This is a genomic window from Streptomyces sp. NPDC026673 (assembly GCF_040638135.1).
Taxonomy (GTDB): domain Bacteria; phylum Actinomycetota; class Actinomycetes; order Streptomycetales; family Streptomycetaceae; genus Actinacidiphila.
Genome location: NZ_JBEZXR010000001.1, coordinates 123,174 through 149,288, shown reverse-complemented (window position 1 = coordinate 149,288; position 26,115 = coordinate 123,174). Strand labels below are relative to the sequence as shown.

Here is a 26,115-nt window from a genome sequence, read left to right as displayed (position 1 = left end):
CCGCGCGGCCGCCAAGCCCCGGCCGGGCGGCCGCCCCTCACCCGGTTCCGACGTCCAGGACGAGACGGGAGCCGGGGGCGCCCCGGGAGACGCAGACGAGCATCGCGTCGTCCGTGCGGCGGGCGGTGGCGCTGCCGCCGTGGCGGAGCGCGTCCCCTCCCGCGAGGACGCGGACGCGGCAGGTGCCGCAGAAGCCCTGGCGGCAGGAGTACGGCGTCGTGGGCCGCGCGGCCGTGAGGACGGAGAGCGCGGTGCGGTCGGCCGGGACGGGGAGCACCTCCCCGTCCCGGCCGAGCTGTATCTCGAAGGCCGCGCCGTCGGTGATCGGGGGCGGCGAGAACCGCTCCACGTGCAGCGCCGGCACGGAACGCAGTCCGGGGACGAGCGCCGGCGGCCCGCAGAAGTAGACCGCGGCTCCGGGGCCCGCGTCCGCCAGCAGCTCCTCCGCGGACGGAGGGCCGCCGGCCTCCTCGTCGGTGCGGACCCGCACCCGCCACGGCTCGTGCGCCGACAGGCCCGCCAGCTCCGCCAGGAACGGCAGCGTCGCCCGGCTGCGTCCGGCGTACACCAGACGCCAGTCCGCCCCGGCGGCGGCCGCGGCGCGCACCATGGGCAGGATCGGCGTGATCCCGATGCCGCCCGCGACGAAGAGCAGGGACCCGGAACCGGTCAGAGCCAGCGGGAAGGCGTTGCGCGGGCCGAGGGTGCGCAGGACCGCGCCCGGTGCGAGGGCGTGCATCTCACGGGAGCCGCCCTCCCCGTCCGGGACGAGCCGCACCGCGACGCGGTAGGCGCCCCGGACGGCCGGGTCACCGCACAGGCTGTACTGGCGGCGCCGCCCCGACGGCAGGTCGAGGTCGAGGTGGGCACCCGGATGCCACGCGGGCAGGAACGCGCCGCCGCCGTCCGCCCGGACCAGCCGCAGGCCCACGACGCCCTCGGCCTCCGCCGTGACCTCCGTGACGCGCAGCGCCAGGGACCGGTCGACGGCGGCCGGTTCGCGCACCGGCCGCCGCGCGCTGCCGCGCACCAGCAGCGGGGTGATTCGGGCGAGCAGCGCGAGCAGCGGTTCGGGGCGGGAGCCGCCGGCCCGGCGGGGCGGCGGGGTCGCCCATGCCCCAGCAGCGGCGAGGGTGCGCGGGTCGGGCAGGGACACGTGAGGAGACCCCCTAGTGGAGCGCGGCGCGCGCGGCGGGCGAGGACGCGAGGTAGGCGACGGCCTGTGCGGTGGACCCGTACCGGGAGGGGTGGTAGCCGGGCCTCAGATAGGAGAAGAACAGCCGTACGACCGCGCGCGGGGACGGCAGCAGCCCGCGCCGGGCACCGCGGAACCAGTCGCGCGGGCGCGGCTTCCCCGCGCCCAGCGGGTCCGCGGCCATGAGATGGCGCAGGCCGCGCACCCACCAGTAGAGCAGCACGGGGAAGGCCACCAGATGGGCCCGCACCCGGTGCCGGTAGCGGCCGTCGAGATGGGTGAACAGGTCGTACGCGACGGCCCGGTGCTCGACCTCCTCCGCGCCGTGCCAGCGGTAGAGGTCGAGGACGGCCTCGGCCTTCTCGTGCTTGTCGAGGTCGTCCAGCGCCCGCGCGCCCAGGATCCAGTCGCCGAGGAAGGACGTGACGTGCTCGATGGCGGCGATGATCGCGACCCGCTCGATCAGCCAGCCGTGCGCCGCCCTGCCGGTCAGGCCCCGGTCGCCGAGCATCTCCCGGAAGAACCAGTGCAGTTGCGCGATGAAGCCGCCGGTGTCCAGGCCGGCCCGGTTGAAGTGGTCCATCAGCGACTGGTGGGCCTGGGCGTGCATGGCCTCCTGGCCGATGAAGCCGATGACGTCCTCGCGCAGCCGGTCGTCCCTGATCATCGGCACGGCCTGCTGGAAGACGGTGAGGAACCACTCCTCGCCCTCGGGGAGCAGGATGTTGAGGACGTTGGCGAAGTGGGTGAGGAAGGCGTCGTCGTCGAGGTAGCGGACCGGCAGTCCGTCCCAGTCCCACTGCACGTCGCGCGGTTTGAGGACGAGGTGCTCGGGCTCGGCGGTCATGCGGCGCTCCTCTCCTTCTCGGCGCGCTCGACGAGGCGCGCGGCGTGCTCGGCCACGAGGTCGGGGCGGTGGGACGGCAGCCAGTGGCCGCCGTCCACATGGTGGATCTCGGCGCCGGTCGCCCAGTCGGTGATCTCCGTCTGCCACGGCGGCAGGACGAACACGTCCTTCGACGGGGCCAGCACGACCGCCGGGAGGGCGGCGTGCCGGACGCGGGGCCGCAGCATGCGGGGCAGCACGTTGGCGCGGTAGAGCTTGAGCCCGGCGCGGTTGCGGGCGGCGAGCCCGGGGCCGTAGCCGATGGGGGCCTCACCGGTCTCCAGGCGGCGCAGGGTCGTGACGACGCCGTCCAGGAAGCCGCTGCGGCAGGCGAGTTCGGCGATCCCCGCCAGATGGAAGAACCCGACGTACTGCGAGGCCAGCGACTGCTTGGCGAGCTTCAGCAGCCGGGTCGGGGACGGGCGGCGCAGTTGGGCTCGGTACCAGCGGCCGGTGTGGTCCAGGTCGGGGCCGGAGATCGAGGTGATCGAGGCGTAGCGGTGGGCGAGTTCGGGGGTGCTGACGGTGTGCCAGCTCTGCACCGAGCCCCAGTCGTGGGTGAGCAGATGGACCGGGGCGTGCGGGCTGACCGCGTCGGCGACGGCGGTGGTGTCGGCGGCGAGCTGCGGCAGCCGGTAGGCGCGGGTGCGGCGCGGGACGCCCGAGGCGCCCGAGCCGCGCACGTCGTACGACACGACGTGGAAGCCGCGGCCGGCGAGGCGGGATGCGACGCCGTCCCACACGCCGTGGTCGTCGGGGAAGCCGTGCACGCACAGCACCGTGGGCCCGGCCGGGTCCCCCTGCTCGTACACCGCCAGCCGCACCCCGTCGGAGGCCGTGACCCAGCGCTGCACCATGTCCGCCGCCCTTCGCCTTCGCGTCGCCGCGTCGTCACTTCGTCGTTCCGTCACCGTTCCCAGGCGGCCACGATGGCAGCTTGCTGACGCGGTGTCTAGCAGTGGGACGGTATAGCTTTGCCGCCGTGACCGGTGGAAACGCGATACTGCAGCGACGGCTCGGCGTCTTCGACGCCACCGTCATCGGACTCGGCTCGATGATCGGCGCCGGGGTCTTCGCGGCGTTCGCCCCAGCCGCCCGGGCGGCGGGATCCGGGCTGCTGCTCGGGCTCGCGGCAGCCGCCGTCGTCGCCTACTGCAACGCCATGTCCTCGGCCCGGCTCGCCGCGCTGTACCCCGCATCCGGCGGGACCTATGTGTACGGGCGCGAGCGGCTGGGCCCGTTCTGGGGCTACCTGGCGGGCTGGTCCTTCGTCGTCGGCAAGACCGCCTCCTGCGGGGCGATGGCCCTGACGATCGGCGCGTACGTCTGGCCGGAGCAGCAGCGGGCCGTCGGCGTCGCCGCGGTCGTGGCGCTCACCGCCGTCAACTACGCGGGCGTGCAGAAGGCGGCCTGGCTCACCCGGGGCATCGTCGCGGTCGTGCTCGCGGCGCTCGCGGCCTTCGTGGTCGCCGCGTTCACCGGCGGCGACGCCGACGCGGCCCGGCTGGACATCGGGGCCGACGCGACCGTGGGCGGGGTGCTGCAGGCCGCCGGACTGCTGTTCTTCGCCTTCGCCGGCTACGCCAGGATCGCCACGCTCGGCGAGGAGGTCAGGGACCCCGCCCGCACGATCCCCCGGGCCATCCCGCTCGCCCTCGGCATCACGCTCGTCGTCTACGCCGCCGTCGCGGTCGCCCTGCTCGCGGTGCTGGGCCCGCAGGAGCTCGCCCGCTCGGCGGCGCCCCTGGCCGACGCCGCGGGCGACCTCGCGCCGCTGATGCGGGTGGGCGCCGCGGTCGCCGCCGTCGGCTCCCTGCTGGCGCTCATCCTCGGGGTCTCCCGTACGACGCTGGCCATGGCCCGCGACGGGCACCTGCCGCGGACCCTGGCCGCGGTGCACCCGCGGACCGGGGTGCCGCACCACGCCGAACTCGCCGTCGGCGCCGTCGTCGCCCTGCTGGCGGCCACGGCCGACCTGCGCGGGGCGATCGGCTTCTCCTCCTTCGGCGTCCTCGCGTACTACGCCGTCGCCAACGCCTCCGCCTGGACCCTGGGCCCCGGCGTCCGGCGCGCCGTCCCCGCCCTCGGCCTCCTCGGCTGCCTCGTCCTGGCCTTCGCCCTGCCCTGGACGTCGGTCGCCGCGGGCGCGGCCGTCCTCGCCGCCGGTGCCGCGCTCCACGGCCTACGCGCGCGGCGGGCCCCCTCCATCTGACCCGGGCCGACCGGGCGTTGCCCGACTGAGATCCTTCCGCAACGGCGCCGATGCCACCCTCCCGGCACCCCGTACGTCACAGTCGCAGAAGGCGCAGGGGGCGCCCAGGGGGAGGCGGGTGACGATGATGCGACGGATCACGGCGACCGTGCTGGCCGCGATGGCGGCCGGCGCGGTGCTGACGGGGTGCGGTGCGAGCGGGGACCGGGGGCACTCCGGTGACGCGCGGCCGGGACCGGTGCGGGGCGCGGACGAGGGCTCCAAGAACGGTGCCGAGTGGAACGGGCAGGACACCGGTGAGGACGGCGACCTGGAGCGGGCACCGGACGCCTCCCGGCTGTCGACCTTCGCGCTGGACGTGGACACCGCCTCGTACGGCTACGCCAAGCGGCGGCTCGACGAGGGCGCGCTGCCCTCCCCCTCGGACGTGCGCTACGAGGAGTTCGTCAACAGCTTCCGCCAGGACTACCCCGCCCCCAGGGGCGACGGCTTCTCCGTCACCGTCGACGGCGCCCGCATCGGCGACGAGGAGGGCTGGTCGCTGCTGCGGGTCGGGCTCGCCACGCGCGCCGCGGACGAGGAGAACAGGCCGCCGGCCGTCCTCACCTTCGTCGTGGACATCTCCGGCTCGATGAGCGAACCGGGCCGCCTCGACCTGGTGCGGAAGGCGCTCGGCGCCGCCGTCGGCGAACTGCGGGACGACGACTCCCTCGCCGTCGTCACCTTCAGCGACCACGCGCGGGTCGCCCTGCCCGCCACCCGGCTCGGCGCCGAGGGCGCCCGGCGGCACGCCCGTTCCGTCATCGACCGCCTCGCGCCCGAGGACTCGACCAACCTGGAGGCGGGCCTGCGCACCGGCTACGACGTGGCCCTGGAGAGCGCTCGGCGCGATGCCACCAACCGGGTCGTACTGCTCTCCGACGCCCTCGCCAACACCGGCGAGACCGAGCCCGACGCCCTGCTGGAGCGCATCGACCGGGCCCGCACGCGGCACGGCATCGCGCTGTTCGGGGTCGGTGTGGGCAACGAGTACGGCGACCGGTTGATGGAGGAGCTGGTCGACAAGGGCGACGGCCACACCTCGTACGTCTCGACCCCGGCCGAGGCCCGCGCCCTGTTCGTGGACCAACTGCCCGTCAACATCGGTCTGCGCGCCCGCGACGCCAAGGCCCAGGTCTCCTTCGACCCGCGGACCGTCGACCACTACCGCCTGATCGGCTTCGAGAACCGGGCGGTCGCCGACGAGGACTTCCGCGACGACCGGGTCGACGGCGGCGAGGTCGGCCCCGGCCACACCGTCACCGCGCTCTACGCCGTACGGCTCAAGCCCGGCGCCCGGGGCCACGTGGCCACCGCGACCGTGCGCTGGCTCGACCCGGCGGACCGCAGCCCGCACGAGGCGTCCTCCGGCGTCGAGGCGGACCGGCTCGCCGGCCGGCTGTGGGACTCCGGCACCTCGCCGAGGCTCCGTGTCGACGCGGTCGCCGCCTACTTCGCCGACGCGCTGCGCACCTACGACACCGGTGACGAGCAGCTGCCCGGCGCCCCCGGGCTCGCCGAGCTGGGCGACCGCGCGCACGCGCTGGCCGCGATCACCGAGGACCCGGCGGTGCGCGACCTGGCGGAAGCCGTGGACAGCGCGTACGCGCTGCGCGCGGGCTGATGGAGTATCAGTGGAGCCATGGCAGAAGAGAAAGAACCCGAGCCCGAGCTCGACGCCCGCTACAGCAGCGCCGGCGCCGACCCCACGACCTGGCACGAGGCCCGCGGGCACCTGGCCGAAGCCGAGATCTACTGGCTGACCACCGTCCGCCCCGACGGCCGCCCGCACGTCACCCCGCTCATCGGGGTCTGGCTGGACGACGCCCTGCACTTCTGCACCGGCGCCGACGAACGCAAGGCGAAGAACCTCGCCCGCAACCGCCGCGTCGTCCTCACCACCGGCAACAACGCGCTGGGCGAGGGCCTGGACGTGGTGCTCGAGGGCGAGGCGGCGCGCGTGCGCAGCGAGAACCAGCTGCGCCGCATCGCGGCGGCGTACGAGGCCAAGTACGGATCCGGATGGCACTTCGAGGTGGGCGACCAGGTCTTCGTCGGCGAGGGCCACGAGGCACTGGTGTACGAGGTGGAGCCCACCATGGCCTTCGCGTACGCCCGCGGCACCACCTACAGCCAGACCCGGTGGCTGTTGTAGGTGCACCCGGCCGGGACGCGGTGCGCCTGCCCCTGTCGCCACCGGTGGGTGGCGGGTGCGGGTTCGTCTCGCTCCCTTCGGTCGCAGAGATGCGGGCTGCGGAGGGGAGGGTGGGGGCTTGTCCTCTTCGGCGGTGTGCGGGCCGGTGTTCGGCTGGGGTTCAGGCGCCGGAGCGGGGTGCCTTTCCGGTGGCGCGGGTCTCGTTGCCGTCCGCGCGTATAGATGGCCGCATCCGCGCCTACTCCCGGTGGTGGGCGGGCCCGCCGTGACCGGCGACTGCGGCTGATTCGAGGTGCTGTCGAGCCGTTGACGGGACATCGGGCTCGCTTTCGCCGACATAGTCGGCGGAACAGAGCCCGATCTTGGAGCCAGGGAAGATCGGGCCCGCTTTCACCGACTATGTCGGCGGAACAGAGCCCGATCTCGACAGACCACCCGCCGAGCCCGCTTCCTGCCGGGGAATCACCCGCAGACGCCGGTTACGGCGGGCGCGCCACCCACGCACGGTGGGCGTGGTCACCGGCCATCTCTACCCGCGGACGGCAACGAGACCGACACCACCGGAGAGGGAACCCGCTCCGGCGCCTGAACCCCCGCCACCCACCGGCCCGCACACCGCCGACCAGCCCCAGGCCGCCACCCTCCCCTCCGCAGCCCGCCGCTGTGCGACCGAAGGGAGCGAGACGGCGCGACAGCCGAACACCAGGCCCGCCCCGCCCCACCCGCCCAAGTGGCGCCACTTCACCCACGAGAACGCCTGGACGGGCCGACCGGACCGTGGAAGGCCGCCCGGTCGGCCGCGGCCGTGCCGTGCTCCCAGCCCTCACGATCCCGGCCCTTCAGCCGCTCCGTCCTGGTCTGCGGGAACATCTCGTCCGCGGCCCGCCCCACGGCGACCTCGCGTGCCGCGAGCACCGGGAGCACCTCGGCGCCCTCGGACCCCTCCGCGGCCTCCTCCGCCGCGTCGCGGGAGGCGGCGGCCAGGCGCTCGCCGATCCGGCCCGCGTAGGCGATGAGGAAGGACTCCCGGAAGTCCCGGGACGGGCTCCCGCCCTTCCCGCCCTTCCCGCCCCTGCCGCCCTTCCGTCCCGGCCCGGCGGCCGGTTCCGGGCCGCCGCCGCGCCGCATCGCCGCCTCGGCCTGCACCAGCAGCGAGGTGTACAGCACTTCCACCGCGTCCAGATCGGGCTCCCAGCCGACGACCGTCGAGAAGCCGAACTCCGCCGACCACACGGCACGGCAGCGGTTCGCCGCCGCCACCGCGTCCAGCAGCAGCGCTTTCGGCGCCTCGTAAGGGCGGTCCACGCCGATCCGCCGCGCGCCCGGGCCGGCGCCCGGCGCGGTGCCCGCCACCAGCGCCTCGTCGACGCTGTGCCGCGCCATCAGATGCTGGGCCTTGGCGGTCAGCGCCTCCGCCTCCTCCGGGAAGAGCGTGGACTCCGCCTTCGCCAGCAGCGCCCTGATCCGCCTCAGCATCGGATGCCCGGCGCCGCTCGGCGCGGGCACCGGCCCGGGGGCGGACGGCGGGGTGATCCGGGGCAGCCGCCCCAGCAGGCGGACCAGTTCCAGCACGGCCGTCGCCACCGCGAAGCGGTCCAGCCGCTCGGCGGCCCCGTACGACGAGAGCAGGCCCCCGGCGTCAGCGCTCCCGGCCTCCGTCAGCAGACCCGCCAGCCGCACGTGCTCCGGGCGCAGTTCCCGCCGGGCCATCCGCAGCAGGTCGGCGTCCTCCCAGCCGCGCGCCCGGCACCCCCGCAGCACCCCGCCCGTCGCGGCCGCCACCGCCCGGCTGACCTCCTCCCACCCGGCCTCCGCGGCCCCCATGGCCGAGGCCCCGGTGTCCAGCGCCGTCTCCTCGTCCCCTTCCGCCGCCCCCAGGGCACCGGCGAACGCCGCCTCCACCACCGTCATCGCATCTCGCACGCGGTTCAGGATCGCACCGACGCGCCGCGGGCGGCTCCGGGGTACGCCCCCGCGGGCACCCACAGCGGTCGCCCGGGCGAGGCGCGGCGCGGCGCGGCGACGACGGTCCGGGTGGGACGGGTGACGGGGGTCGTACCGCTCCCGGTCGGCGAGGCCGATTCCGTCGGCGGACCTCAGCCCGCCGCGCCGCCCCGCTCCACCAGGACCGGCCACAGGCGCTGCGCCAACGCCGGGTCGGCGCGGTCCACCTCGCGGCCCAGGGCGGTGGCGGCCGCGGCAAGAGCGCGGCGCAGTTCCGCCGGCTCCGGGGAGCGCACCAGCGTGGCCCGCAGCGGCTCGGTGACCTCCTCGGGCAGCAGGTGGGCGCCCTTGGCGTAGGCCGCCGGGTGACCCAGACGCAGGCAGGCGAGGGCGATGACCTGGGTGCGCACCGCGCCGATCCAGTGCTCGGCCTGCCACAGCCGGCCCCGGTCGATGCTCGCCGCGGCGTGCAGTACGTGGTGCCAGCCGAGCCCCGCCGGCGTCCCCGGGTCGACCGGCTCCGGGTCCGGTACGGGACCCGCGACGCCGAACACCGTCCGCCACTGCGGCCCCCGGGGCCCGAACTCCTCCTCCGGTGTGAACGCGAGATCCGCCTCCAGCGCACCCGGCAGCAGGAACACCCGGTAGACGGTCGCCCCCGCCTGAAGGTCCCAGTGGTGCAGCGCCCCGAACTCCGGCCCGTACAGCCACCCCGTCCAGCGGGCCAGCACCGTGCTCGGCACGCCCCGCACGCCGAGCACCAGATCGATGTCGGACCACCGGTCGCCGCCGCCCGCGAACGCGAGCGAACCGGTGACCGCGGCCCCCGTGACCTCCTCGTCGTCCGCGGCGAGACCGAGCAGCCGGGCCCGCACACGGTCGCGTTCCCCGGGCGTGAACATCCCCTCACCGTAGCGAAACGGGCACGCGAGCGGGCCGGTCATCCGCCGGTCGCCCGCCGGTCGTCCGGCGGACACCCGGTGATGGGAGCGTGCGGGCGTGACTCGCACGATGGTTCTCGGACTGGCCGGTACCGTCGCGCTGGCGGTCGGCGGCAGGGCCGCGGGGGCGCTTCCCGTACGCGACGGGATCGCACTGCCGCACGGCGAGGCGGCGGCCGGGCTGCTGGTGGCGTACTTCGGCCTCGGCCTGCTCATCGCGGCGTGGTGGCAGCTGGGACGACTGGTGCGCGGGGCGCAACCGCCGTCGATACGGGCCCTCCTGACGACGTTCGCCGTGTGGGCGGCCCCGCTGCTGTTGGCCCCGCCGTTGTTCAGCAGGGACGTCTACAGCTACCTGGCGCAGGGCGCGATGGTGAACGCCGGCATCGACGCCTACACCTACGGGCCGAGCGTGCTCGGGGGCACGGCGGCGGCCGAGGTGCCCGCGCTCTGGCGGAACAGCCCGGCGCCGTACGGGCCGGCGTTCCTGGCGCTGGCACGGTTCGCGGCACACGCCGGGGTGGCCGGCATGCGCGCGCTGGCGCTGCTGGGCGTGGCGCTCATGGCGACGCTCCTGCCGCGTCTCGCGCGGCGCTGCGGCGCCGACCCGGCCGCGGCCGTGTGGCTGGGCGCCCTCAATCCGCTGGTGCTGCTGCACCTGGTGGCGGGGGCGCACAACGACGCCGTGATGCTCGGACTCCTCGGCGCCGGTCTGGGCGCGGCGCTGGCCCGGCGCCCGGTCGTGGCCGCGGCGCTGGTGACGCTGGCGGCCCTCGTCAAGGCACCGGCGGCACTCGGGCTGCTGGTGGTGGCCAGCCTGTGGGCGGAGCAACTGGCCGGCCGCCGGCGCCTGGCGCGCGCCGGAGCCGCCACGGCGGCGGTCGCGGCGGCCGCCACTGTGACGGTCACCGCCGTCACGGGCGTCGGCTACGGCTGGATCGGCGCGCTGACCACGCCCGCCTCCGCCTCTAACTGGTCACTGGTCAACGTCCTGGGCCGGTTCGTCGGCACCCCGGACGTCTGGCGGCTGCTCGGAATGGCCGCCGCCGCACTGGTCATCGGCGCCGTATGGCTGTTCCGCAGACGGCTCGGGCCGGTGTACGCCCTCGGGATCAGCCTCCTCGCGGTGGCGCTGCTGGGCCCGGCGATCCGCCCCTGGTACCTGCTGTGGGGGCTCGTGCCGCTCGCCGTGGCCGCCCCGGACGGCCGGGTGCGGCGGCTCGCCGCGCTCGGCAGCGCCGCGCTGGCGCTCGCGGTGCTGCCCAGCGGCTTCGCCGCGACACCCCGGCAGATCGCCCTGGCCGCGACGGGCGCGGCGCTGGCCCTGCTGCCGCTCGCCGCGGTACGACTGGTCCGCCTCGTACGGCCCGCGATCGCCTCATGAGACGGATCGTGACGGCCGCCGCCGCGGTGACCGCGACCGCGCTGTTCCTGGCGACCGTGCCGCTGCACCGGCACTGGTTCGACGTCTCCGTGTACTGGGGAGCGGTCAACTCCTGGGTGCACGACGGCGTCGGCGTCTACGACTACCTGAAGCCCGGCACCTCGTACGGCTTCACCTACCCCCCGTTCGCCGCGCTCTGCATGCTGCCGATGGCGCTGGTGACCTGGCCGGCGGCCGTCGTCGTCGCGGCCGCGCTGAACATCTGCGCCGGGGCGGCCGTCCTGTGGTGGACGGTGTGGCCGATCGTGCGCCGCGAGGGCTGGTGCCCCTGGTACGCGGCGGTGCTGGCCGGGTGCCTGGCGGCGCTCCTGGAGCCGGTCCACGACACCTTCACCTTCGGGCAGGTCAACCTCGTCCTGCTCGCCCTGGTGCTCGCCGACGCCGAACTGCTGCGGCGCGGCAGCCGCTGGGCCGGCTGCGCGATCGGCCTCGCCGCCGCCGTGAAGCTGACACCCGCCCTGTTCATCGGGTGGCTGCTGCTCGCCGGGCACCGCCGCGCCGGGATCGCCGCGGCCGCCACCGCGGCCTCGGCCACCCTGCTGGCGGCCCTGGTCGCACCCGGCGCCTCGCGCGACTTCTGGACCCGCGCGATGTGGGACACCGACCGCGTCGGCTCGCTCTCGTACGCCTCGAACCAGTCGCTGCGCGGCACCTTCGCCCGGCTCGACGCGCCCACGTGGGTGTGGGCGGTGGCCGTCGTCGCGGTGCTGGCGGTGTGGGCGTACAAGGTGCGCCGGACCGGCATCGCGACGGGCGTCGCGCTCACGGGTGTGACGGCCTGTCTGGTCAGCCCGGTGACCTGGGTGCACCATCTGGTGTGGCTGATCCCGGCGCTGGCCGCACTGGCCGGCGAGGCCCTGCGGGTGCGGACCCGGGGGCTCGTGGTCGCGGCGGCCGGCAGCTATGTCCTGCTCTGCAGCAGCGTGGTGTGGCTGTGGCGGGGCGACCCCGGCACCGGCGGCCCGGGCGCACTCGTGGGCGGCAGCGCCTACGTGTGGATCGGCCTGGGGCTGCTCGTCGCGCCCCGGCCCGGATGGCGTACCAGGGCGCGCCCGCGTCCGATCCTGGCTGACAGGGTGGGGGAGAGGGCCGGCTGACGGCCCGTCGGCCGTGCCGCCCGCCGAGCCCCGAGGAGATCGACGCATGCGTGTGTCCCTGCGCCGGACGTTCGCCGCGGTGCTGATGACCGCCGTGCCCGCGCTGACCGCCCTCCCCGCGCCGAACCCGGCACAGGCGCACTCCCCGGCCGCCCTGGCACCGCTGCTCGGGGTGGGCGCGCCGAACTCCATCCCCGGCCGCTACATCGTCACGCTCGCCCCGGGGAGCGACCCCGCCTCCGTGGCGAGCGCGGCCGGGGTCACCCCGGCCCACGTGTACGACAGCGTCATGCGGGGCTTCGCCGCTCCGCTCACCCGGCCGCAGTTGGCGCGGGTGCGCGCCCTGCCCTCCGTGCGCGGCGTCGAGCAGGACACCACGGTCGTCCTGCCCGAGGAGGACCGGGTCCCGGTCGCGACGAGCCGGCGGCTGCCGGGCATCCCACCCCCGGCCGACGGCACCGGCAGGTTCTGGGGCCTGGAGCGCGTGAACAACCGGGCCCCGGCGACGCACGGCTTCACCGTCCGGGCCACCGGAGCCAAGGTCACCGCGTACATCGTCGACAGCGGGATCGACTTCACCCACCCGGAGTTCGGGGGCCGCGCCCGGCTCGGCGTCGACGAGATGGACGACGGCCGGGACGGCTCGGACTGCGCGGGCCACGGCACGCACGTGGCGGGCACGGTCGGCGGGGAGCACACCGGGATCGCGCGGGGCGTCTCCCTGGTCGCCGTACGGGTACTGGACTGCGAGGCGCGCGGCCCGAACTCCGGCATCATCGCCGGGATCAACTGGGTCGCGCGGCACGCGGCGCGGCCCGCCGTGGCCAACATCTCGCTGGGCGGCCTCTACTCTCCGACGATGAACGAGGCCCTGGACACACTGGCCCGGTCCGGGGTCTTCCCGGTCGTCGCGGCGGGCAACGACGACGTCAGCTCCTGCGCCATCTCCCCGGCCAGCGCCACGGAGGCCTTCACGGTCGCCGCGACCGACCGGGCCGACCACCGGGCGCCGTTCAGCAACTTCGGCTCCTGCGTCAATCTGAACGCGCCCGGCGTCGACATCGCCTCCGCCTTCCCGGGCGGGCTCTACGCGATCATGAGCGGCACCTCGATGGCGGCCCCGCACGTCACCGGCATCGCCGCGCTCTACAAGGACACCTACGGGGACGCCGACTTCGACGTGCTGAAGCAGTGGCTCCTCGACCACGCCACCCGCACCGCGGTGACGGCACCGTTGGGCACCCCGCAACTGGTGGCCTTCACCGGCGACCTCTGAGCGACCGGCGACGGCGGTCAGCGGCCGCCGTCGCCGGTCGCCGGTCGCCGGTCGCCGGACGGGATCAGGAGAGCTCGCGCGCGAAGTGCAGTGCCGTGATCGCCATACGGCGGGCGTGGAAGAAGCGGTGCGCCCCGTGGTTGGCCACGCCCGCGTCCAGTGCGATCCGCTCGCAGCCCGCCGCACGGGCCCTGGCCTCCACCTCCGCGAGCAACCGCGTGCCCACCCCCGCTCCGCGCGCGTCCAGCGCCGTGACGAGGTCGTCGACGACCAGCAGCCGCCCCCTGCTGGTGGTCAGCACGCGGTGCGTGGCCACCGCCAGATAGCGCTCCCGCTCGTCGAGCGCCACCGTGAAGACCACACCCTGCTCATGCGCCTCGGCGGCGAAGGCGGCGAACCCGTCGGCGGTCAGGGCGGGTCTCAACGCCCTTATCAGCGGCCCGACTTCACCACTCATGGCCGGTTCACCAGGCTTCACGTCCACGAACGTCAGTTCCATGGCGTGATCCTAGGAGGCGCCGGCGCCCGCCACCCTCTCCTACGGATCAACCGGATCGGCCGCTCAACCGGTCCGTCGGCATGGGCCGGCACAAGTACGGGGCGCGTTGGCCGATTGAGTCGGCCGGGACGTGGGAATCCTCAACGCCACGGCGGCGAATGTCCCGGTCTGGTAAGAAACGACCGTGGATCATCGTGTCTCGAGCGATGACCCCGGGCTCACACGCTGGGAGAGATCGACATGCTGAAGCCCACCTGCTCCTGCGACAAGCACCCGGCCGCCGGGGACTCCCCGGCCGGCACCGCACCCGGCCCCCGGTCCGCCGAGGGCCCCGTCGGGGATCTCCCGGCGGTCTCCCCCACCGACGACGCCCTCGCGCCCGGAGGCGCCGGCACCCTCGCGCCGTCCCGCTGACGGCGGCGCGAGGGGCCCGGACGGGAGCCGGGCGGTCAGCCCTGCAGCTGCCGCCACCACCAGGAGATCGCGGGAAGGTCCACCGGGGCGTCGCTGCCGGCCATCGGCGCCGCCGCCCAGGTGGTCGGCAGATAGGCCGGGTCCTCGGGGTTGAGGTAGCGCTCGCAGGTCGTCCCCCATTCGAGGTTCGCCCGGATCCAGTGCCCGAGCGAGGTCACATACCTCCGCAGCCCGGGCGACGCGGTGGCGCACACCTGCGCGCCCAGCCTGTCGAAGAGGACCATGACCTGGTCGCGCAGGAACATCGCCTCGGAGACCATGCCCGGGACCGGCTTGCCGGCGGCGTGGGCGAGGACGTCGAGGAGGTTCTGGTTGTCCCCGTCGCGCACGTGCTCCTTGCGGTAGGACAGGATGTCGTTGTCCCAGCCGACCAGCAGGCAGGTCGCCTCCGTGAGCGCGCGGACCTCCGGGCGTTCGAGGTCGGCCGGGGGCACCTCGTAGCCGTCCGCGATGTCCAGCAGCATGACGCTCACCTTCATGGCGCCGTTGTGGATGCGCAGCAGGGCGTAGTCGTCGAGCTCCGGCGTCACGCCCTCGACGCGGTTGGCCGCCTCCCACACCTGGCACAGGAAGTACATGCGCATCGCGTCCGTCCACCGGACGATCTGCGCGGCGGTGGCGACCCGGCCCACGCGCAGCCGCAGGTCCCGGAGGGCCGCCTCGAAGCAGAAGTACGGGCTGCCCGGGGACAACGGCGTCTCGGGGGCCTCGAGTATCCGCAGCAGCCTCGTCAGTACGCGGCCGAGCTCGCCGGGGCGCCGGCCGAGCCGGCCCTCGTCGCAGTGGGCGTCGTCGAAGGCGAACAGCCACATGAGGGAGTCCGACGAGATCTGCGTCGCCTCCTGGGTCCCGAACGGCGAGGTGAGCGCGGCGAGCCGGCCCGCGCCGACATGCTCCAGTCGCGCGCGCTGGGACTCGTTCTCGTACAGACCGAAGCGGCGGACCCACTCGATGGTCGCCCGGTCGAAGACCTCCGCCAAGGGATGCACGGCCGGTGCGACCGGACAGTAGAAGGGAGCCAGTTGAAGGGCGGGCACAGTGGTCACGGACATGCTCCTTCGAGCTTGGGGGAGGGCAGGCCGGGCCAGCTACCTTCCGCACAACCTTGCCATGAACGCGCCAAACGTTGACCGACAGGGGTGGGCGGGGGCCGTGCGACAAGGGCACGCGAACAGGCCCGCGGGGGGACGAGCCGGCGGAACGACGGACCCGGACTCCACCGACGATCACCTCTCAGCTGCGACGACCACTCCACTCGGCACCCCTCCGCCAGGTGGCGGAAATCGAACACAAGTGGATCACTCAAATGACAATTACTCCGGCATATGGCGGAGGCGTCAAGAGACCAAATCTCGTCAGCAGAGCGCTAGTTGACGTGCATTCCGGTTGTGTTCCGGAGCGAGGTGTGTGTGCCGGGTGAACGATCTCGGCCGAATGCGGCCACTACCGGCCATGACCGGCTCAGAGCACCTACGGCGCACGACGGGCGCACGGGCGCATTCGCCCGTGCGCCCGTCGTGAACCGGTCACACAGTGAGACACCGAGAACGGTGATTACCGCCGGCGCACCCCCAGGCGCGAGGCGAGCGCACGCCACCAGGAACGGCGCTGCGGAGGAATCGCGGCCGCCGGCCGCGGATCGTACACGGGCTCCGGCTGCGCGGGCGGCAGTTCGGCCCCCACCGTCGGAGCCGTTCCGGAAAGCCTCGGCTTCGGCGGCGTCTGCGGGATCCGGGCCTCCCCGGACGGCTGCGGTTCCCCCGGACCCGAGGCCTGGTCGCCCAGCGGCTTGGCCGGGCTGAACTCCGCGGGCAGCGCGACCAGATGCCGGGAGATCCACGCGGCCTCCGAGGTCAGCTCCTCCTCGGGCACGGCGATGCGCAGGTCCGGCAGCCGCATGAGCAGCGTGTCGATGGCGGTGTCGACGATCGCCCGGGCGATGTCCTTGCCGGGGCACTCGTGCGGACCGCTGCTGAAGGCGAGGTGCGAGCGGTTGCCGTGTACCGGCGTGGAGAGGTCCGGCCGGACCCGCGGGTCCACATTGCCCGCGGCGATGCCGAACATCACCATGTCCCCCTCCTCGATCCGCTGGCCGCCCAGCTCGGTGTCCCCGGTGGCCCAGCGGCCCGGGACCACGGCGATCGACGGCTCGTCCCACAGCACCTGCTCCAGGGCGTCGGGGAGCGTCATGTGGCCGCCGGAGAGGTGGGCCCGGAAACGGGGGTCGGTCAGCACCATCTTGAGCGCGCCGACGATGAAGTTGACGGTCGGCTCGTTGGCCGCGATGAGGATCAGCCGCAGGTGCTCGGCGACCTCGTCGTCGGTGAGCTCGGCCTCGTGGCGCAGCAGCCAGGAGGTCAGGTCACCGCCGGGATCGGCGCGCTTGCGCTGGACGAGCTGCCTGCACGCAGACAGCACGTACTCGTTGCTCGCCACCGCCGTCTCGGTGCCGCGCATCAGGTCCCGGCCCGCCTCGACCAGCCGCGGACCGTACTCCTCCGGCATGCCCAGCAGCTGGGTCATGACCAGAACCGGCAGCTGCTCGGCGAACTGGGTCACCAGCTCCACCTTGCCGGACTGGCAGAACTCGTCGACCAGCTGGTTGGAGAAGCGGATGATGTGCTGGCGGATGCCCCGGCGGTTCAGCCGGCCCATGCTGGTGGTGACGGCGCCGCGCAGCCGCTCGTGCTCCGCGCCGTCGGCGAAGACGCACAGCGGCTGCCAGGCCACCATCGGCAGCAGCGGCGAGTCCATGGCGACGTTGCCGTCGCGGAAGTGCCGCCAGATCCGCGAGTCCCGGGAGAACCGCGAGGGGTTGCGCATGGCCTCCAGGTTCTCGTGGTGCCCCAGGACGAGCCAGGCGTTCAGGTCACCGTGCACGAGTACGGGGGCCACCGCGCCGTGCTCGGCGCGCAGCTTCTCGTACAGGGCCATCGGATCGGCCGCGGCCTCGGGGCCGTAGAGCCGCCGCAGGCCGCCCGGGCCGAGGCCGTGGGCGGGGCATTCGGGGGGTGGGGTGGTCACAGGACGCTCCTGATCACGGGCGATGAGGAATCACAGGGCCGATGTGGCGGCGAGGGAGTGGAGATGGCGCATGAGCGTCATCAGCACGTCACGGACGGAACTGCGGGACCGGGCGTCGCACTCCACCAGGGGAACGTGATCCGGCAGGTCCAGGGCGGACCGCAGCTCGTCGAGCGGGTATGTCGGCGACTCCGGGAAGGAGTTGACGGCGACGACGAAGGGGGTGCCGCGCTCCTCCAGGCGCCCGATCACGTCGAAACTGACCTCCAGGCGCCGCGTGTCGACCAGCACCACCGCGCCCAGCGCGCCCTCGAACAGCCCGTTCCACAGGAACCAGAAGCGCTGCTGGCCGGGCGTCCCGAAGAGATAGAGGACCAGTTGGTCGTTGATGCTGATGCGGCCGAAGTCCATGGCCACCGTGGTCGCGGTCTTGCGTTCCACCCCCACGATGTCGTCCACGCCGACCCCGGCCTGGGTCATCGTCTCCTCGGTGGAGAGCGGTCGGATCTCGCTGACGGATCCGACCAGGGTCGTCTTGCCGACCCCGAAACCCCCGACAATCACTATCTTGACCGCGGCGGCTGCCGATTCCGGGAGAGCGTCCTCGCTCCGCGGCCCCCTGACGCCGTTCGCGTCAGAGCCTTTCAAGTCCATGCATCACCGCCTCAATCAGTGCAGCGTCGGGAAGAAGTGCGGGCGGGATGGGCGGTCGTGCCTCCACCCGCTTTTCGGCCAGCAGATCCGCGAGAAGTACGGTCACCACGCTGACCGGGAGGTTCAGATACGCGGAGATCTCGGCGACGGACAGGGGAGAGGTGCACAGCCGCATGATCGCGGCCTGTTCGGGCGCCATGCCCGGGGGTGGCCCCGAGCGGGCCCGTACCAGGGTGACCAGGTCGATGGCGGTCTCGTCCGAGGATCCGCTGCGGCCTCCCGTCACCACATAGAGCCGCTCGGGGTTTCCGTTGTCCCACTCCTCCACAGGTCCGTCGCTCATACGGCCTGCCCGTCCCGGCGCGGAGGACTCGTGAGGTGTGCGCCGATCCGCGCGACCAGGTCGCGCATCCGATTGCCCATGAGCCCGGCGTCCACGCCCTCGTCGGCGAGGACCGCGAGATAGGCACCCGCGCCCGCCGCCATCAGGTAGAAGAAGCCGCCGTCCACCTCGATGACGACCAGCCGCATCGTCCCCTCGCCGTGCGGGAACTCACCGGCGATGGCCGCCGCGAGACTCTGCAGGCCCGCGCAGGCGGCGGCCAGGCGGTCGGCCGCGTCCGTGTCGCCGCCGTACTGGGCCATGCGCAGGCCGTCCGAGGACAGCACCACGACGTGACGTGTCTCCGGGACGCTCGTGGCCAGGTCCTTGAGCATCCAGTCCATGTTGGCCCGCTGCTGAATCACGGCTACTCACCCTTATCTAACGTTTCGTCACTGTTGCTGTCAGAGGAGGCGGCAGTGCTCTCGCCGGACACGGCGCTGGTGAATGCGGCCAGCCACATGCCCGGTTGCACGGGCTCCTTGCCCGGCTTCGGGTCCGACGCGGCAGTGACCGCGCCGTCGGCGGGCGAGGCGCCCACCCGCGCGCCGGGGGCGGGGCTCGGTGCCGGATTGCGGCGGCGGCGCTGGGGAAGCCCGTTCGCCGTCCGCTCGTGCACCACCGGTACGTCCTCCTCCGCCCAGGAGGAGGACGCGGGGGGCGAGGGCCGGGGACCGGTGACGGGAACCGGCGCGGCCGCCGGGGCGGGCGCGGGAGCCGTACGGGGGTCGGAGGACCGCTGGTCCGGCACCACGGGCCGGGGGCCCGAGACGGAGCCGATGCCGTGCGCCAGGCCGGTGGCGTTGGCCACGGTCGTGATGACGTCCTGCGGGACGATGACCACCGCGCGCACCCCGCCGTACGCGGAGGACCGCAGCGAGACCTGGAAGTTCCAGGTCGCCGCCAGTCGCCCGACGACGGCGAGGCCGAGGCGGGGGGTCTCGCCCAGGTCGCCCAGGTCGAATCCGGCCTGGGCCTCCGCCAGGGCCCGCTCGGCCCGGGTCCGGGACTCCTCGCTGAGGCCGACGCCGCCGTCCTCGATCTCGATGGCGATGCCGGACTGCACCTCGACGGCGGTGAGATGAACCCTCGTGTGCGGCGGGGAGTAGCGGGTGGCGTTGTCCAGGAGTTCGGAGATCGCGTGGATCAGCGGCTCGACGGCGGGGCCGACGACGGCCACCTCCGACACCGAGTGCAGCTCCACGCGGGTGTAGTCGGTGATGCGGGACATGGCGCCGCGCAGCACGCTGAACAGGGGCACGGCCCGGCGCCACTGACGTCCGGGGCGGGCCCCGCCGAGGACGGCGATGCTGTCCGCGAGCCGGCCGATGAGGGCGGTGCCGTGGTCCAGTTTGAGCAGGTCCCCGAAGACCTCGGGGGTGCGGCCGTGCCGGTCCTCCATCTCCCGCAGATCACTGGCCTGCTGGTGGACGATGGCCTGCACGCGCCGGGCGATGTTGACGAAGGCCCGCTGCGAGGACTCGCGGATGTCCTCCTCCGCGGAGACCGCCTCGAGAATCGAGTGCAGCATCCGCTGGTGCGCGAGCTGGAATCCAGGGGTCAGGCCCTCGGCGTCCTCGTCGATGTCCTTGAGCACGTCGGCGACGAACTCGCCGCGCTGCAGACGCGCCACCGCCTTCGGCAGCTGCTCCCTCGCGAGGCGTTCGGTCTCCGCCTCCTGGCGGGAGAGCCGGAACTGCAGTTCTTCCTCACGCCGTACGAGCTGCTCGCGCAGGGCCCGGACGGCACCGCCCCTGCGGGCGGTCTCGGCCCCGAGGACGGCCACGGCCACCGTGGCGGTCACACCACACCACAGCACCGGCTCCCGGGCGGCCGACGGGACGGTCCATACGGCGACGGCCGTGACCGCCGCGACTATGACGACCGGCAATAACCACGCGGACGTGGCGGTGGGCCGGCGGTCTCCGGGGGACGATCCAGCACGAACCATCAGCATCCTCAGGTGATCGCTAGTCATGGAACGAACACGGCACGAGCGAGCGGAGTGCGGCCTCGGCGGGCTGGGCAATCGGCGGTCGTCCGGCAGCGAGCACCTGACCTGGCGTAATTGCTACAACACGCTGAGCCGCAAGTAGCATAGCCGCTTCCATTCTCTGGCTGATGCCCTCTCATAATGCCTTTGGCACATGCCTGTTGACGTATGGTTATCGGTTCTGCGGCGCTCGCGCAAACCGTTGACGATCATGAGGTCCGGCTCCGCGGGGCGATGAATCGATCATGTCCGGTGACCGATATAAACTGTTTGACCAAGGATGGCTTGATCAGGGACGACGCCGGTTCCCGCGTCCCGGGAGGCCCTCATGAGCGCGCAGGAACACACCGGGCGAGCCGCCCCCGCGAGGACCCCCGAGCAGCGCTTCCGCACGTCACATGCGCCCCGCGGGGCACGCGCGCGGCCCGCCGCCCGGCACCCCCCGGCGGTACGGACGACCGCCGCCCCGGATCCGGCGGCCCCACCCCGGCGGCACACCCCCTCGACCGCTCCCCGCCCGTACGGCGGCGCCCCCGGTGACCCGCCGCCTTGCCGTCGGCGGCGTGCGAGGACGGCGGGACCTGGGCGGGCCGCGGAGATGGGCTTCACCCGTACGAGTGATGGGTACTTGCGCCCGACCCGTTCGGGGAGCAATGTCACGCGCGCGGGAACCGGAGCGGCCCGATGACCGCCCGGGAACTGCGGGGTCTCGCCGCGATCGTCACCGGCGGGGCCACGGGCGTCGGACTGGCCACCGCGGAGACGCTGGCGGCGTGCGGCGCGCGGGTGGCCGTACTGGACCACGCGCCCGGCCGGGCACCGGGACACCTGCACGCGCTCGCCGCCGACATGACCGACGACGCCTCCGTACGGTGGGCGGTCGGCCGCGCCGTGGAGGACCTGGGCGGGCTGGACACCCTGGTCAACACCGCGGGGATCGAGGCCGTGGGCACCGTCGAGGAGAACCCGGACGAGGAATGGCGCCGGGTGCTGGAGGTCAACGTCCTCGGCGTGGTCCGCGCGAGCCGGGCCGCGCTGCCGTACCTGCGCCGCTCCCCCTACGCGTCGATCGTCCACGTCTGCTCGGTCACGGCCACCTCCGGGCTGCCGCGCCAGGCCCTGTACGCGGCCAGCGAGGGTGCCGTCCTGGCGCTCACCCTGGCGATGGCCGCCGATCACCTCGCCGAGGGGGTCCGGGTCAACTGCGTCACCCCCGGCACCGTCGACACACCCTGGGTGGAGCGGCTGATCGCCGCCGCCCCCGACCCCGCGGCCGAGCGGGCCGCGCTCTGCGCCCGCCAGCCCAGCGGCCGGCTGGTCACCGCCCAGCAGGTCGCCGACGCCGTCGCCTACCTCGCCGGGCCGGCGGCCGCAGCGGTCACCGGCACCGCGCTCCCCGTGGACGGCGGTCTGCACGCGCTGCGCCCCGCCGCGCCGCCCGGGCCCCCGGACCCGCTCTCCTGAGCGGGTCCGGAGCGAGGGAGCCCCCTCGGTCGGGAGGTCCTAGCATGAAAGACACGGAACCACGGGAATGGGACACCCCTGATGGTCACCCCGGAGGGAAGCGCGGCGGCGCCGGCCGAGGCACCGTTCGACCTCGCCTACGCCGCGTCGGCGCTGATCGACGACAAGGGCACGATCGTCGGCTGGACGGCCGCCGCGGAGCACCTGCTGGGCTATCCGGCCGCGGAGACGCTGCACCGGGCGGCGGCCCTGCTGCTCGCCTCCCCCGACCAGTCGGCCGAGGCCGCCGACGTCGTCGCCCAGTGGCGCGACCAGGACATCTGGGGCGGTCTGGTGGCCGCCCGGCACCGCGACGGACGGCGGATCCAGCTGGGACTGCGGGTGTCCGCGCTGACGGACTCCGACGGCCGGGAGCGCTGGCTGGTGTCCGCGATCGACCTGGCCAGGACCCCCTCCTGGGCGGTGAGCAGCGCGATCCTGGAGGGTTTCCTCACCCGGTCGCCGATCGGCATGGCCGTCCTGACCCCGGACCTGCGCTACGTGTGGCTCAACGACACCCTGGAACGCTTCGGCGGCGTACCGCGCGAGCGCCGCATCGGCATGCGCATGGCGGATTCCCTGCCCGGTCTGGACACCGGGGCGCTGGAGGACATCATGCGCCAGGTGCTGCTCACCGGTGAGCCCGTGATCGACCACGAGTACCAGGGCTGGACCCTGGCCGCCCCGTACCGCGAGCGGTCCTTCTCCACGTCCTTCTACCGCCTGGACGACCCCGAGGGCCGGGTGATGGGCGTCTGCTACATGGGCATGGACGTCACCGACCGGTGGCGGGCGCGCGCCCGCCTCGCGCTGCTCAACGAGGCCGGGGCCTGCGTCGGCAGCACCCTGGACATCACCCGCACCGCCCAGGAACTCGCCGACGTCGCGGTCCCCCGGCTCGCCGACTTCGTCACCGTCGACCTGCTGGAACCGGTGCTGCGCGGCGACGAGCCGCCGACCGGCGAGGCGCTGCGCGGGGTCCCGCTGCGCCGCTCCGGGATGCGCTCGGTGCACCGGGGCACCCCCGAGTCCATCGTCGCGCTCGGCGAGCGGATCAACGCCGGCGACACCTCCCCGCACGTCCGCTGCATGATCTCCGGCCGGTCCGAGCTGGAGCCCGACATCGCCATCGACCGGGCGTCCTGGCTCACCGACGACCCGGCCCGCGCGGCCAAGATCCGCGAGTTCGCGATGCGGTCGGTGATGTGGGTCCCGCTGCTGGCCCGTGGCACCGTTCTCGGCGTGGTGACCTTCCTCCGGCACCGCAGGCCCGGCTCCTTCGAGCGGGACGACCTGCTGCTCGCCGAGGAGCTGGCGGCCCGCGCCGCGGTGTGCCTGGACAACGCCCGGCGCTGGACCCGCGAGCACGAGGCGGCGCTGACCCTGCAGCGCAGCCTGCTGCCGCACGCCCTGACCGGCGGCACGGCACTGGAGGTCGCCTCGCGCTACCTGCCGACCGACATCCGGGACGGCGTGGGCGGCGACTGGTTCGACGTCATCCCGCTGTCCGGGGCGCGCATCGCACTGGTGGTCGGGGACGTCGTCGGGCACGGACTCACCGCGGCGGCGACCATGGGGCGGCTGCGCACGGCCGTCCACACCCTCGCCGACATGGACCTGCCGCCCGACGAACTGCTGGCGCACCTGGACGACCTCGTCATCCGGCTCACCGAGGAGGAGAGCGCCGACGAGTCCGTCGCCACGACCGTCACCGGCGCCACCTGCCTCTACGCCGTCTACGACCCGGTGACCCGCCGGCTGACGATGGCCCGGGCCGGGCACCCGCCGCCGGCGCTCGTCGACCCCTCCGGCCGGGTCACCTTCGCCGAGCTGCCCGCCGGCCCGCCGCTCGGCCTGGGCGCCATGCCCTTCGAGTCCGCCGAACTCGAACTGGCCGAGGGCAGCGTCGTCGCCCTGTACACGGACGGGCTCATCGAGACCTTCGGCGAGGACGTCGACGTCGGCCTGGACCGGCTCGCGCACGCCCTGGCCCGCCCGGGGCTGCCCCTGCAGGACCTGTGCACGGCCGTACTGGACACCCTGCTGCCCGGCCCGCCCGCCGACGACGTCGCCCTGCTCCTCGCCCGTACGTGCGCGCTCACCCCGGACCGGTTCGTCTCCTGGGACCTGCCCGTCGACCCGGCGGTCGTGAGCGAGGCCCGCGCGCTGGCCGGGCGCCAGCTCGCCGAGTGGGGGCTGGAGGAACTGCGGACGACCACCGAACTGGTCGTCAGCGAGCTGGTCACCAACGCGATCCGGCACGCCTCCGGCCCCATCCGGCTGCGGCTGATCCGGCAGTCGGTCTTCATCTGCGAGGTCTACGACGGCAGCAACACGGTGCCGCGGCTGCGGCACGCGAGGACGACCGACGAAGGCGGGCGCGGACTCTTCCTCGTCGCCCAGCTCACCCGCAGATGGGGCACCCGCTACACCGCGGACGGCAAATTGATCTGGGCGGAACAGGAGCTTCCGGGCGTCCCCCCGCGCTGAGCACCCGCCCCGCCCGGGCCCGGCGGTCAGCCCTGGAGCGCCGCCGGATCCATGTACGCGACCTCCCACAGATGGCCGTCCGGGTCCTGGAAGCTGCGGCCGTACATCGGGCCCTGCTCCATGGGCTCGTTCGAGGGCGAACCCCCCGTGGACAGCGCCGTGTCGACCAGTTCGTCCACCCGCTCCCGCGACTCGACGCCCAGGCAGAGGATGGACTCGGTGGTCTTCGTGGCGTCCGCGACCTCCTTCTTCGTGAACTGCCGGAAGAAGGGCTCGACGAGCAGCATCGCGAAGATGCCCTCGCCGATCACCAGGCACGCGGCGTTGTCGTCGGTGAAGCGGGCGTCGAAGGAGAAGCCGAGGCCGCCGAAGAAGGCCTTCGACCTGGGCAGGTCCTGCACGGGGAGGTTGACGAAGATCTGGGTCGGCATGGTCCGCCTCGTTCCGTTCCGGGGTTCTGTCAGTGCTCTGTGCTGAAGTAGACCCGTGGGCGCTCCGGAACTCATCGGAAGGCGGAGGAGAACCATGAGCAATCTCGCTGCACCCCCGGATGTGGCACAGGAGCTGGAGCGGTATCGCACCGAACTGACCGGCTACTGCTACCGGATGCTGGGCTCGGCGTTCGAGGCAGAGGACGCCGTCCAGGAGACGATGGTGCGGGCCTGGCGGGCGTACGACCGCTTCGAGGGCCGCTCCAGCCTCCGCTCCTGGCTGTACCGCATCGCCACCAACGCCTGCCTGGACATCCTGGGCGGCACCGGCCGCCGCGCCCGCCCCATGGACCTGGCCTCGCCCGGCACGGCCGACGGCCCGCTGCCCGGCACGCTGCCGGAGAGCACCTGGATCTCCCCCGCCCCCGACGGCCGCGTCCTGCCCGAGACGGGCGACCCCGCCGACCTCGCCGACCGGCGCGAGAGCGTGCGCCTCGCCTTCGTCGCCGCCCTGCAGCACCTCGCCCCGCGCCAGCGGGCGGTGCTCATCCTGCGCGAGGTACTGGCCTGGAAGGCCGCCGAGGTCGCCGAGCTGCTCGACACCACCGTCGCCTCGGTCAACAGCGCGCTGCAGCGGGCCCGCGCCGCCCTCGCCGCCGTCGGCCCCGCCGCCACCGACCCGGCCCGTCCGCTCGACGAAGAACAGCGCGCCCTGCTCGGCCGCTATGTCGCCGCCTTCGAGTCCTACGACCTCGACGCCCTCACCTCGCTGCTCCACGAGGACGCCACGCTGTCGATGCCGCCCTTCGGCCTGTGGCTGCGCGGGCACGCCGACATCCGGGGCTGGATGCTCGGGATCGGCTCAGGCTGCCGCGGTTCGCGGCTCGTCCCGGTCACGGCCAACGGCACTCCGGGCTTCGGGCAGTACCGGCCCGGCCCCGACGGGGGGCACGAGCCGTGGGCGCTGCAGGTCATCGAGATATCAGACGGCCGGATCACCGGGCTCAACTCCTTCCTCGACACCGAACGGCTCTTCCCGCTGTTCGGCCTCCCCGCCCGCCTCGAACCCGAGGCCGGGTAGCTCGCCCAGCCCGGTGAGCGCGAGCAGTCCGCGCAGCGCGCTCCCGGCGCCGCACAGCCGGATCCGGCCACCGTGGCGCCGGGCGGTGAGCTGGAGCCGCGCGAGCGCGTCGATCAGCACGGCGTCCGGGGCGCCCTCGAGTCCGCCCACGTCGCACAGCACCGTGCCGCCACCCCGCTCGCGCAGCAGCGCGCGCAACCGCTCGACCAGCGGGGGGATCCCGGCGCGGTCGAGCCTCCCGGTCAGGACGAGTACGGCGGGCCCTCCGTCCGGCCGGGGCGCGGACGGGGGCGGCGCGGGCCTGGCCATGGGCGACCTCCTGGTGCGGGTCCGGGGATGCGTGGCGCGTACATCCCTAGGTCGTGTCGTCAAATGAGCTCCCCCAGCTACCGCCG

General features: G+C 74.0%; 24 protein-coding genes. 10 read left to right on the top strand and 14 right to left on the bottom strand.

Translation table 11 applies throughout. The features are described from left to right. Nucleotides 1-37: 37 nt before the first annotated feature. From AB0F62_RS00700 to AB0F62_RS00690, 3 genes are read right to left on the bottom strand one after another with little or no spacing between them, the layout of a single operon-like run. Nucleotides 38-1,156, bottom strand: coding sequence for a PDR/VanB family oxidoreductase (locus AB0F62_RS00700; protein ID WP_361790330.1), 1,119 nt, complete (start codon nucleotides 1,154-1,156; stop codon nucleotides 38-40). A 13-nt stretch (nucleotides 1,157-1,169) separates the two neighbouring features. Then, nucleotides 1,170-2,042 carry a metal-dependent hydrolase gene (locus tag AB0F62_RS00695; protein WP_361790327.1) on the bottom strand — a complete coding sequence of 291 codons (873 nt, stop codon included), beginning with the start codon at nucleotides 2,040-2,042 and terminating at the stop codon, nucleotides 1,170-1,172. Continuing rightward, a complete protein-coding gene (locus AB0F62_RS00690) occupies nucleotides 2,039-2,938 on the bottom strand; it encodes an alpha/beta fold hydrolase (protein ID WP_361790324.1) in 900 nt (299 codons plus the stop codon). The genes AB0F62_RS00695 and AB0F62_RS00690 overlap by 4 nt, the downstream gene beginning before the upstream one ends. A gap of 125 nt (nucleotides 2,939-3,063) precedes the next feature. Here AB0F62_RS00690 and AB0F62_RS00685 point away from each other — a divergent pair, with 125 nt between their 5' ends. The 3 genes from AB0F62_RS00685 (at nucleotide 3,064) to AB0F62_RS00675 (ending at nucleotide 6,487) form a co-directional block, all read left to right on the top strand. Continuing rightward, nucleotides 3,064-4,293 carry an amino acid permease gene (locus AB0F62_RS00685; RefSeq protein WP_361790321.1) on the top strand — a complete coding sequence of 410 codons (1,230 nt, stop codon included), beginning with the start codon at nucleotides 3,064-3,066 and terminating at the stop codon, nucleotides 4,291-4,293. Between the two features lie 124 nt (nucleotides 4,294-4,417). Beyond that, nucleotides 4,418-5,956 carry a von Willebrand factor type A domain-containing protein gene (locus AB0F62_RS00680; RefSeq protein ID WP_361790777.1) on the top strand — a complete coding sequence of 513 codons (1,539 nt, stop codon included), beginning with the start codon at nucleotides 4,418-4,420 and terminating at the stop codon, nucleotides 5,954-5,956. 18 nt (nucleotides 5,957-5,974) lie between these two features. After that, complete coding sequence (locus AB0F62_RS00675) at nucleotides 5,975-6,487, top strand: pyridoxamine 5'-phosphate oxidase family protein (RefSeq protein ID WP_361790318.1); 513 nt, start codon at nucleotides 5,975-5,977, stop codon at nucleotides 6,485-6,487. A 741-nt stretch (nucleotides 6,488-7,228) separates the two neighbouring features. Here the strand turns inward: AB0F62_RS00675 and AB0F62_RS00670 are convergent. Both AB0F62_RS00670 and AB0F62_RS00665 read right to left on the bottom strand, forming a co-directional pair. Continuing rightward, nucleotides 7,229-8,410 (bottom strand): DUF2786 domain-containing protein, encoded by a 1,182-nt coding sequence (locus AB0F62_RS00670; RefSeq protein ID WP_361790315.1) that lies wholly within the window; start codon nucleotides 8,408-8,410, stop codon nucleotides 7,229-7,231. 173 nt (nucleotides 8,411-8,583) lie between these two features. Then, nucleotides 8,584-9,333, bottom strand: a complete 750-nt coding sequence (locus AB0F62_RS00665) for a hypothetical protein (protein ID WP_361790312.1) — start codon at nucleotides 9,331-9,333, stop codon at nucleotides 8,584-8,586. Nucleotides 9,334-9,442: 109 nt separating this feature from the next. On the opposite strand from AB0F62_RS00665, the gene mptB reads away from it, so the two are divergent. From mptB to AB0F62_RS00650, 3 genes are read left to right on the top strand one after another with little or no spacing between them, the layout of a single operon-like run. Next, the gene (gene mptB, locus AB0F62_RS00660) at nucleotides 9,443-10,756 is read left to right on the top strand and encodes a polyprenol phosphomannose-dependent alpha 1,6 mannosyltransferase MptB (RefSeq protein ID WP_361790774.1); all 1,314 of its coding nucleotides are present in this window, start codon (nucleotides 9,443-9,445) and stop codon (nucleotides 10,754-10,756) included. Next, complete coding sequence (locus AB0F62_RS00655; RefSeq protein ID WP_361790309.1) at nucleotides 10,753-11,913, top strand: glycosyltransferase 87 family protein; 1,161 nt, start codon at nucleotides 10,753-10,755, stop codon at nucleotides 11,911-11,913. Before mptB ends, AB0F62_RS00655 begins: the two co-directional genes overlap by 4 nt. 46 nt (nucleotides 11,914-11,959) lie before the next feature. Next, nucleotides 11,960-13,189, top strand: a complete 1,230-nt coding sequence (locus tag AB0F62_RS00650) for a S8 family peptidase (protein ID WP_361790306.1) — start codon at nucleotides 11,960-11,962, stop codon at nucleotides 13,187-13,189. Between the two features lie 64 nt (nucleotides 13,190-13,253). Here AB0F62_RS00650 and AB0F62_RS00645 read toward each other — a convergent pair whose 3' ends face one another. Next, nucleotides 13,254-13,688, bottom strand: a complete 435-nt coding sequence (locus tag AB0F62_RS00645; RefSeq protein ID WP_361790303.1) for a GNAT family N-acetyltransferase — start codon at nucleotides 13,686-13,688, stop codon at nucleotides 13,254-13,256. A 240-nt stretch (nucleotides 13,689-13,928) separates the two neighbouring features. Between AB0F62_RS00645 and AB0F62_RS00640 the strand changes: the two genes are divergently transcribed. Next, nucleotides 13,929-14,102: a hypothetical protein gene (locus AB0F62_RS00640; RefSeq protein WP_361790300.1), complete on the top strand. Its 174-nt coding sequence runs from the start codon at nucleotides 13,929-13,931 to the stop codon at nucleotides 14,100-14,102. 35 nt (nucleotides 14,103-14,137) lie between these two features. Here AB0F62_RS00640 and AB0F62_RS00635 read toward each other — a convergent pair whose 3' ends face one another. The 6 genes from AB0F62_RS00635 to AB0F62_RS00610 all read right to left on the bottom strand — a co-directional run bounded on the left by AB0F62_RS00635 (nucleotide 14,138) and on the right by AB0F62_RS00610 (nucleotide 20,173). Beyond that, nucleotides 14,138-15,208, bottom strand: a complete 1,071-nt coding sequence (locus tag AB0F62_RS00635) for a terpene synthase (protein WP_361790297.1) — start codon at nucleotides 15,206-15,208, stop codon at nucleotides 14,138-14,140. A 508-nt stretch (nucleotides 15,209-15,716) separates the two neighbouring features. Then, on the bottom strand, nucleotides 15,717-17,186 hold the full coding sequence (locus AB0F62_RS00630; protein WP_361790294.1) for a cytochrome P450: 1,470 nt from the start codon (nucleotides 17,184-17,186) through the stop codon (nucleotides 15,717-15,719). Between the two features lie 30 nt (nucleotides 17,187-17,216). Then, entirely contained in the window at nucleotides 17,217-17,840 is a 624-nt protein-coding gene (locus tag AB0F62_RS00625) for an ATP/GTP-binding protein (RefSeq protein WP_361790291.1), read from the bottom strand. Then, nucleotides 17,821-18,183, bottom strand: coding sequence for a DUF742 domain-containing protein (locus AB0F62_RS00620; RefSeq protein ID WP_361790288.1), 363 nt, complete (start codon nucleotides 18,181-18,183; stop codon nucleotides 17,821-17,823). The genes AB0F62_RS00625 and AB0F62_RS00620 overlap by 20 nt, the downstream gene beginning before the upstream one ends. Beyond that, on the bottom strand, nucleotides 18,180-18,587 hold the full coding sequence (locus AB0F62_RS00615) for a roadblock/LC7 domain-containing protein (RefSeq protein ID WP_361790285.1): 408 nt from the start codon (nucleotides 18,585-18,587) through the stop codon (nucleotides 18,180-18,182). The genes AB0F62_RS00620 and AB0F62_RS00615 overlap by 4 nt, the downstream gene beginning before the upstream one ends. Nucleotides 18,588-18,589: 2 nt before the next feature. Continuing rightward, nucleotides 18,590-20,173: an ATP-binding protein gene (locus AB0F62_RS00610; RefSeq protein ID WP_361790282.1), complete on the bottom strand. Its 1,584-nt coding sequence runs from the start codon at nucleotides 20,171-20,173 to the stop codon at nucleotides 18,590-18,592. Nucleotides 20,174-20,899: 726 nt separating this feature from the next. Here AB0F62_RS00610 and AB0F62_RS00605 point away from each other — a divergent pair. Both AB0F62_RS00605 and AB0F62_RS00600 read left to right on the top strand, forming a co-directional pair. After that, nucleotides 20,900-21,679: an SDR family oxidoreductase gene (locus tag AB0F62_RS00605; RefSeq protein ID WP_361790279.1), complete on the top strand. Its 780-nt coding sequence runs from the start codon at nucleotides 20,900-20,902 to the stop codon at nucleotides 21,677-21,679. Between the two features lie 81 nt (nucleotides 21,680-21,760). Continuing rightward, on the top strand, nucleotides 21,761-24,208 hold the full coding sequence (locus AB0F62_RS00600) for a SpoIIE family protein phosphatase (protein WP_361790276.1): 2,448 nt from the start codon (nucleotides 21,761-21,763) through the stop codon (nucleotides 24,206-24,208). Between the two features lie 26 nt (nucleotides 24,209-24,234). Here the strand turns inward: AB0F62_RS00600 and AB0F62_RS00595 are convergent, their stop codons facing one another. Then, entirely contained in the window at nucleotides 24,235-24,639 is a 405-nt protein-coding gene (locus AB0F62_RS00595; protein ID WP_361790273.1) for a VOC family protein, read from the bottom strand. Nucleotides 24,640-24,733: 94 nt separating this feature from the next. On the opposite strand from AB0F62_RS00595, the gene AB0F62_RS00590 reads away from it, so the two are divergent. After that, on the top strand, nucleotides 24,734-25,720 hold the full coding sequence (locus AB0F62_RS00590) for a sigma-70 family RNA polymerase sigma factor (RefSeq protein WP_361790270.1): 987 nt from the start codon (nucleotides 24,734-24,736) through the stop codon (nucleotides 25,718-25,720). Here AB0F62_RS00590 and AB0F62_RS00585 read toward each other — a convergent pair. Further along, nucleotides 25,622-26,029: an STAS domain-containing protein gene (locus AB0F62_RS00585; protein WP_361790267.1), complete on the bottom strand. Its 408-nt coding sequence runs from the start codon at nucleotides 26,027-26,029 to the stop codon at nucleotides 25,622-25,624. The genes AB0F62_RS00590 and AB0F62_RS00585 overlap by 99 nt on opposite strands. Nucleotides 26,030-26,115 lie beyond the last annotated feature (86 nt).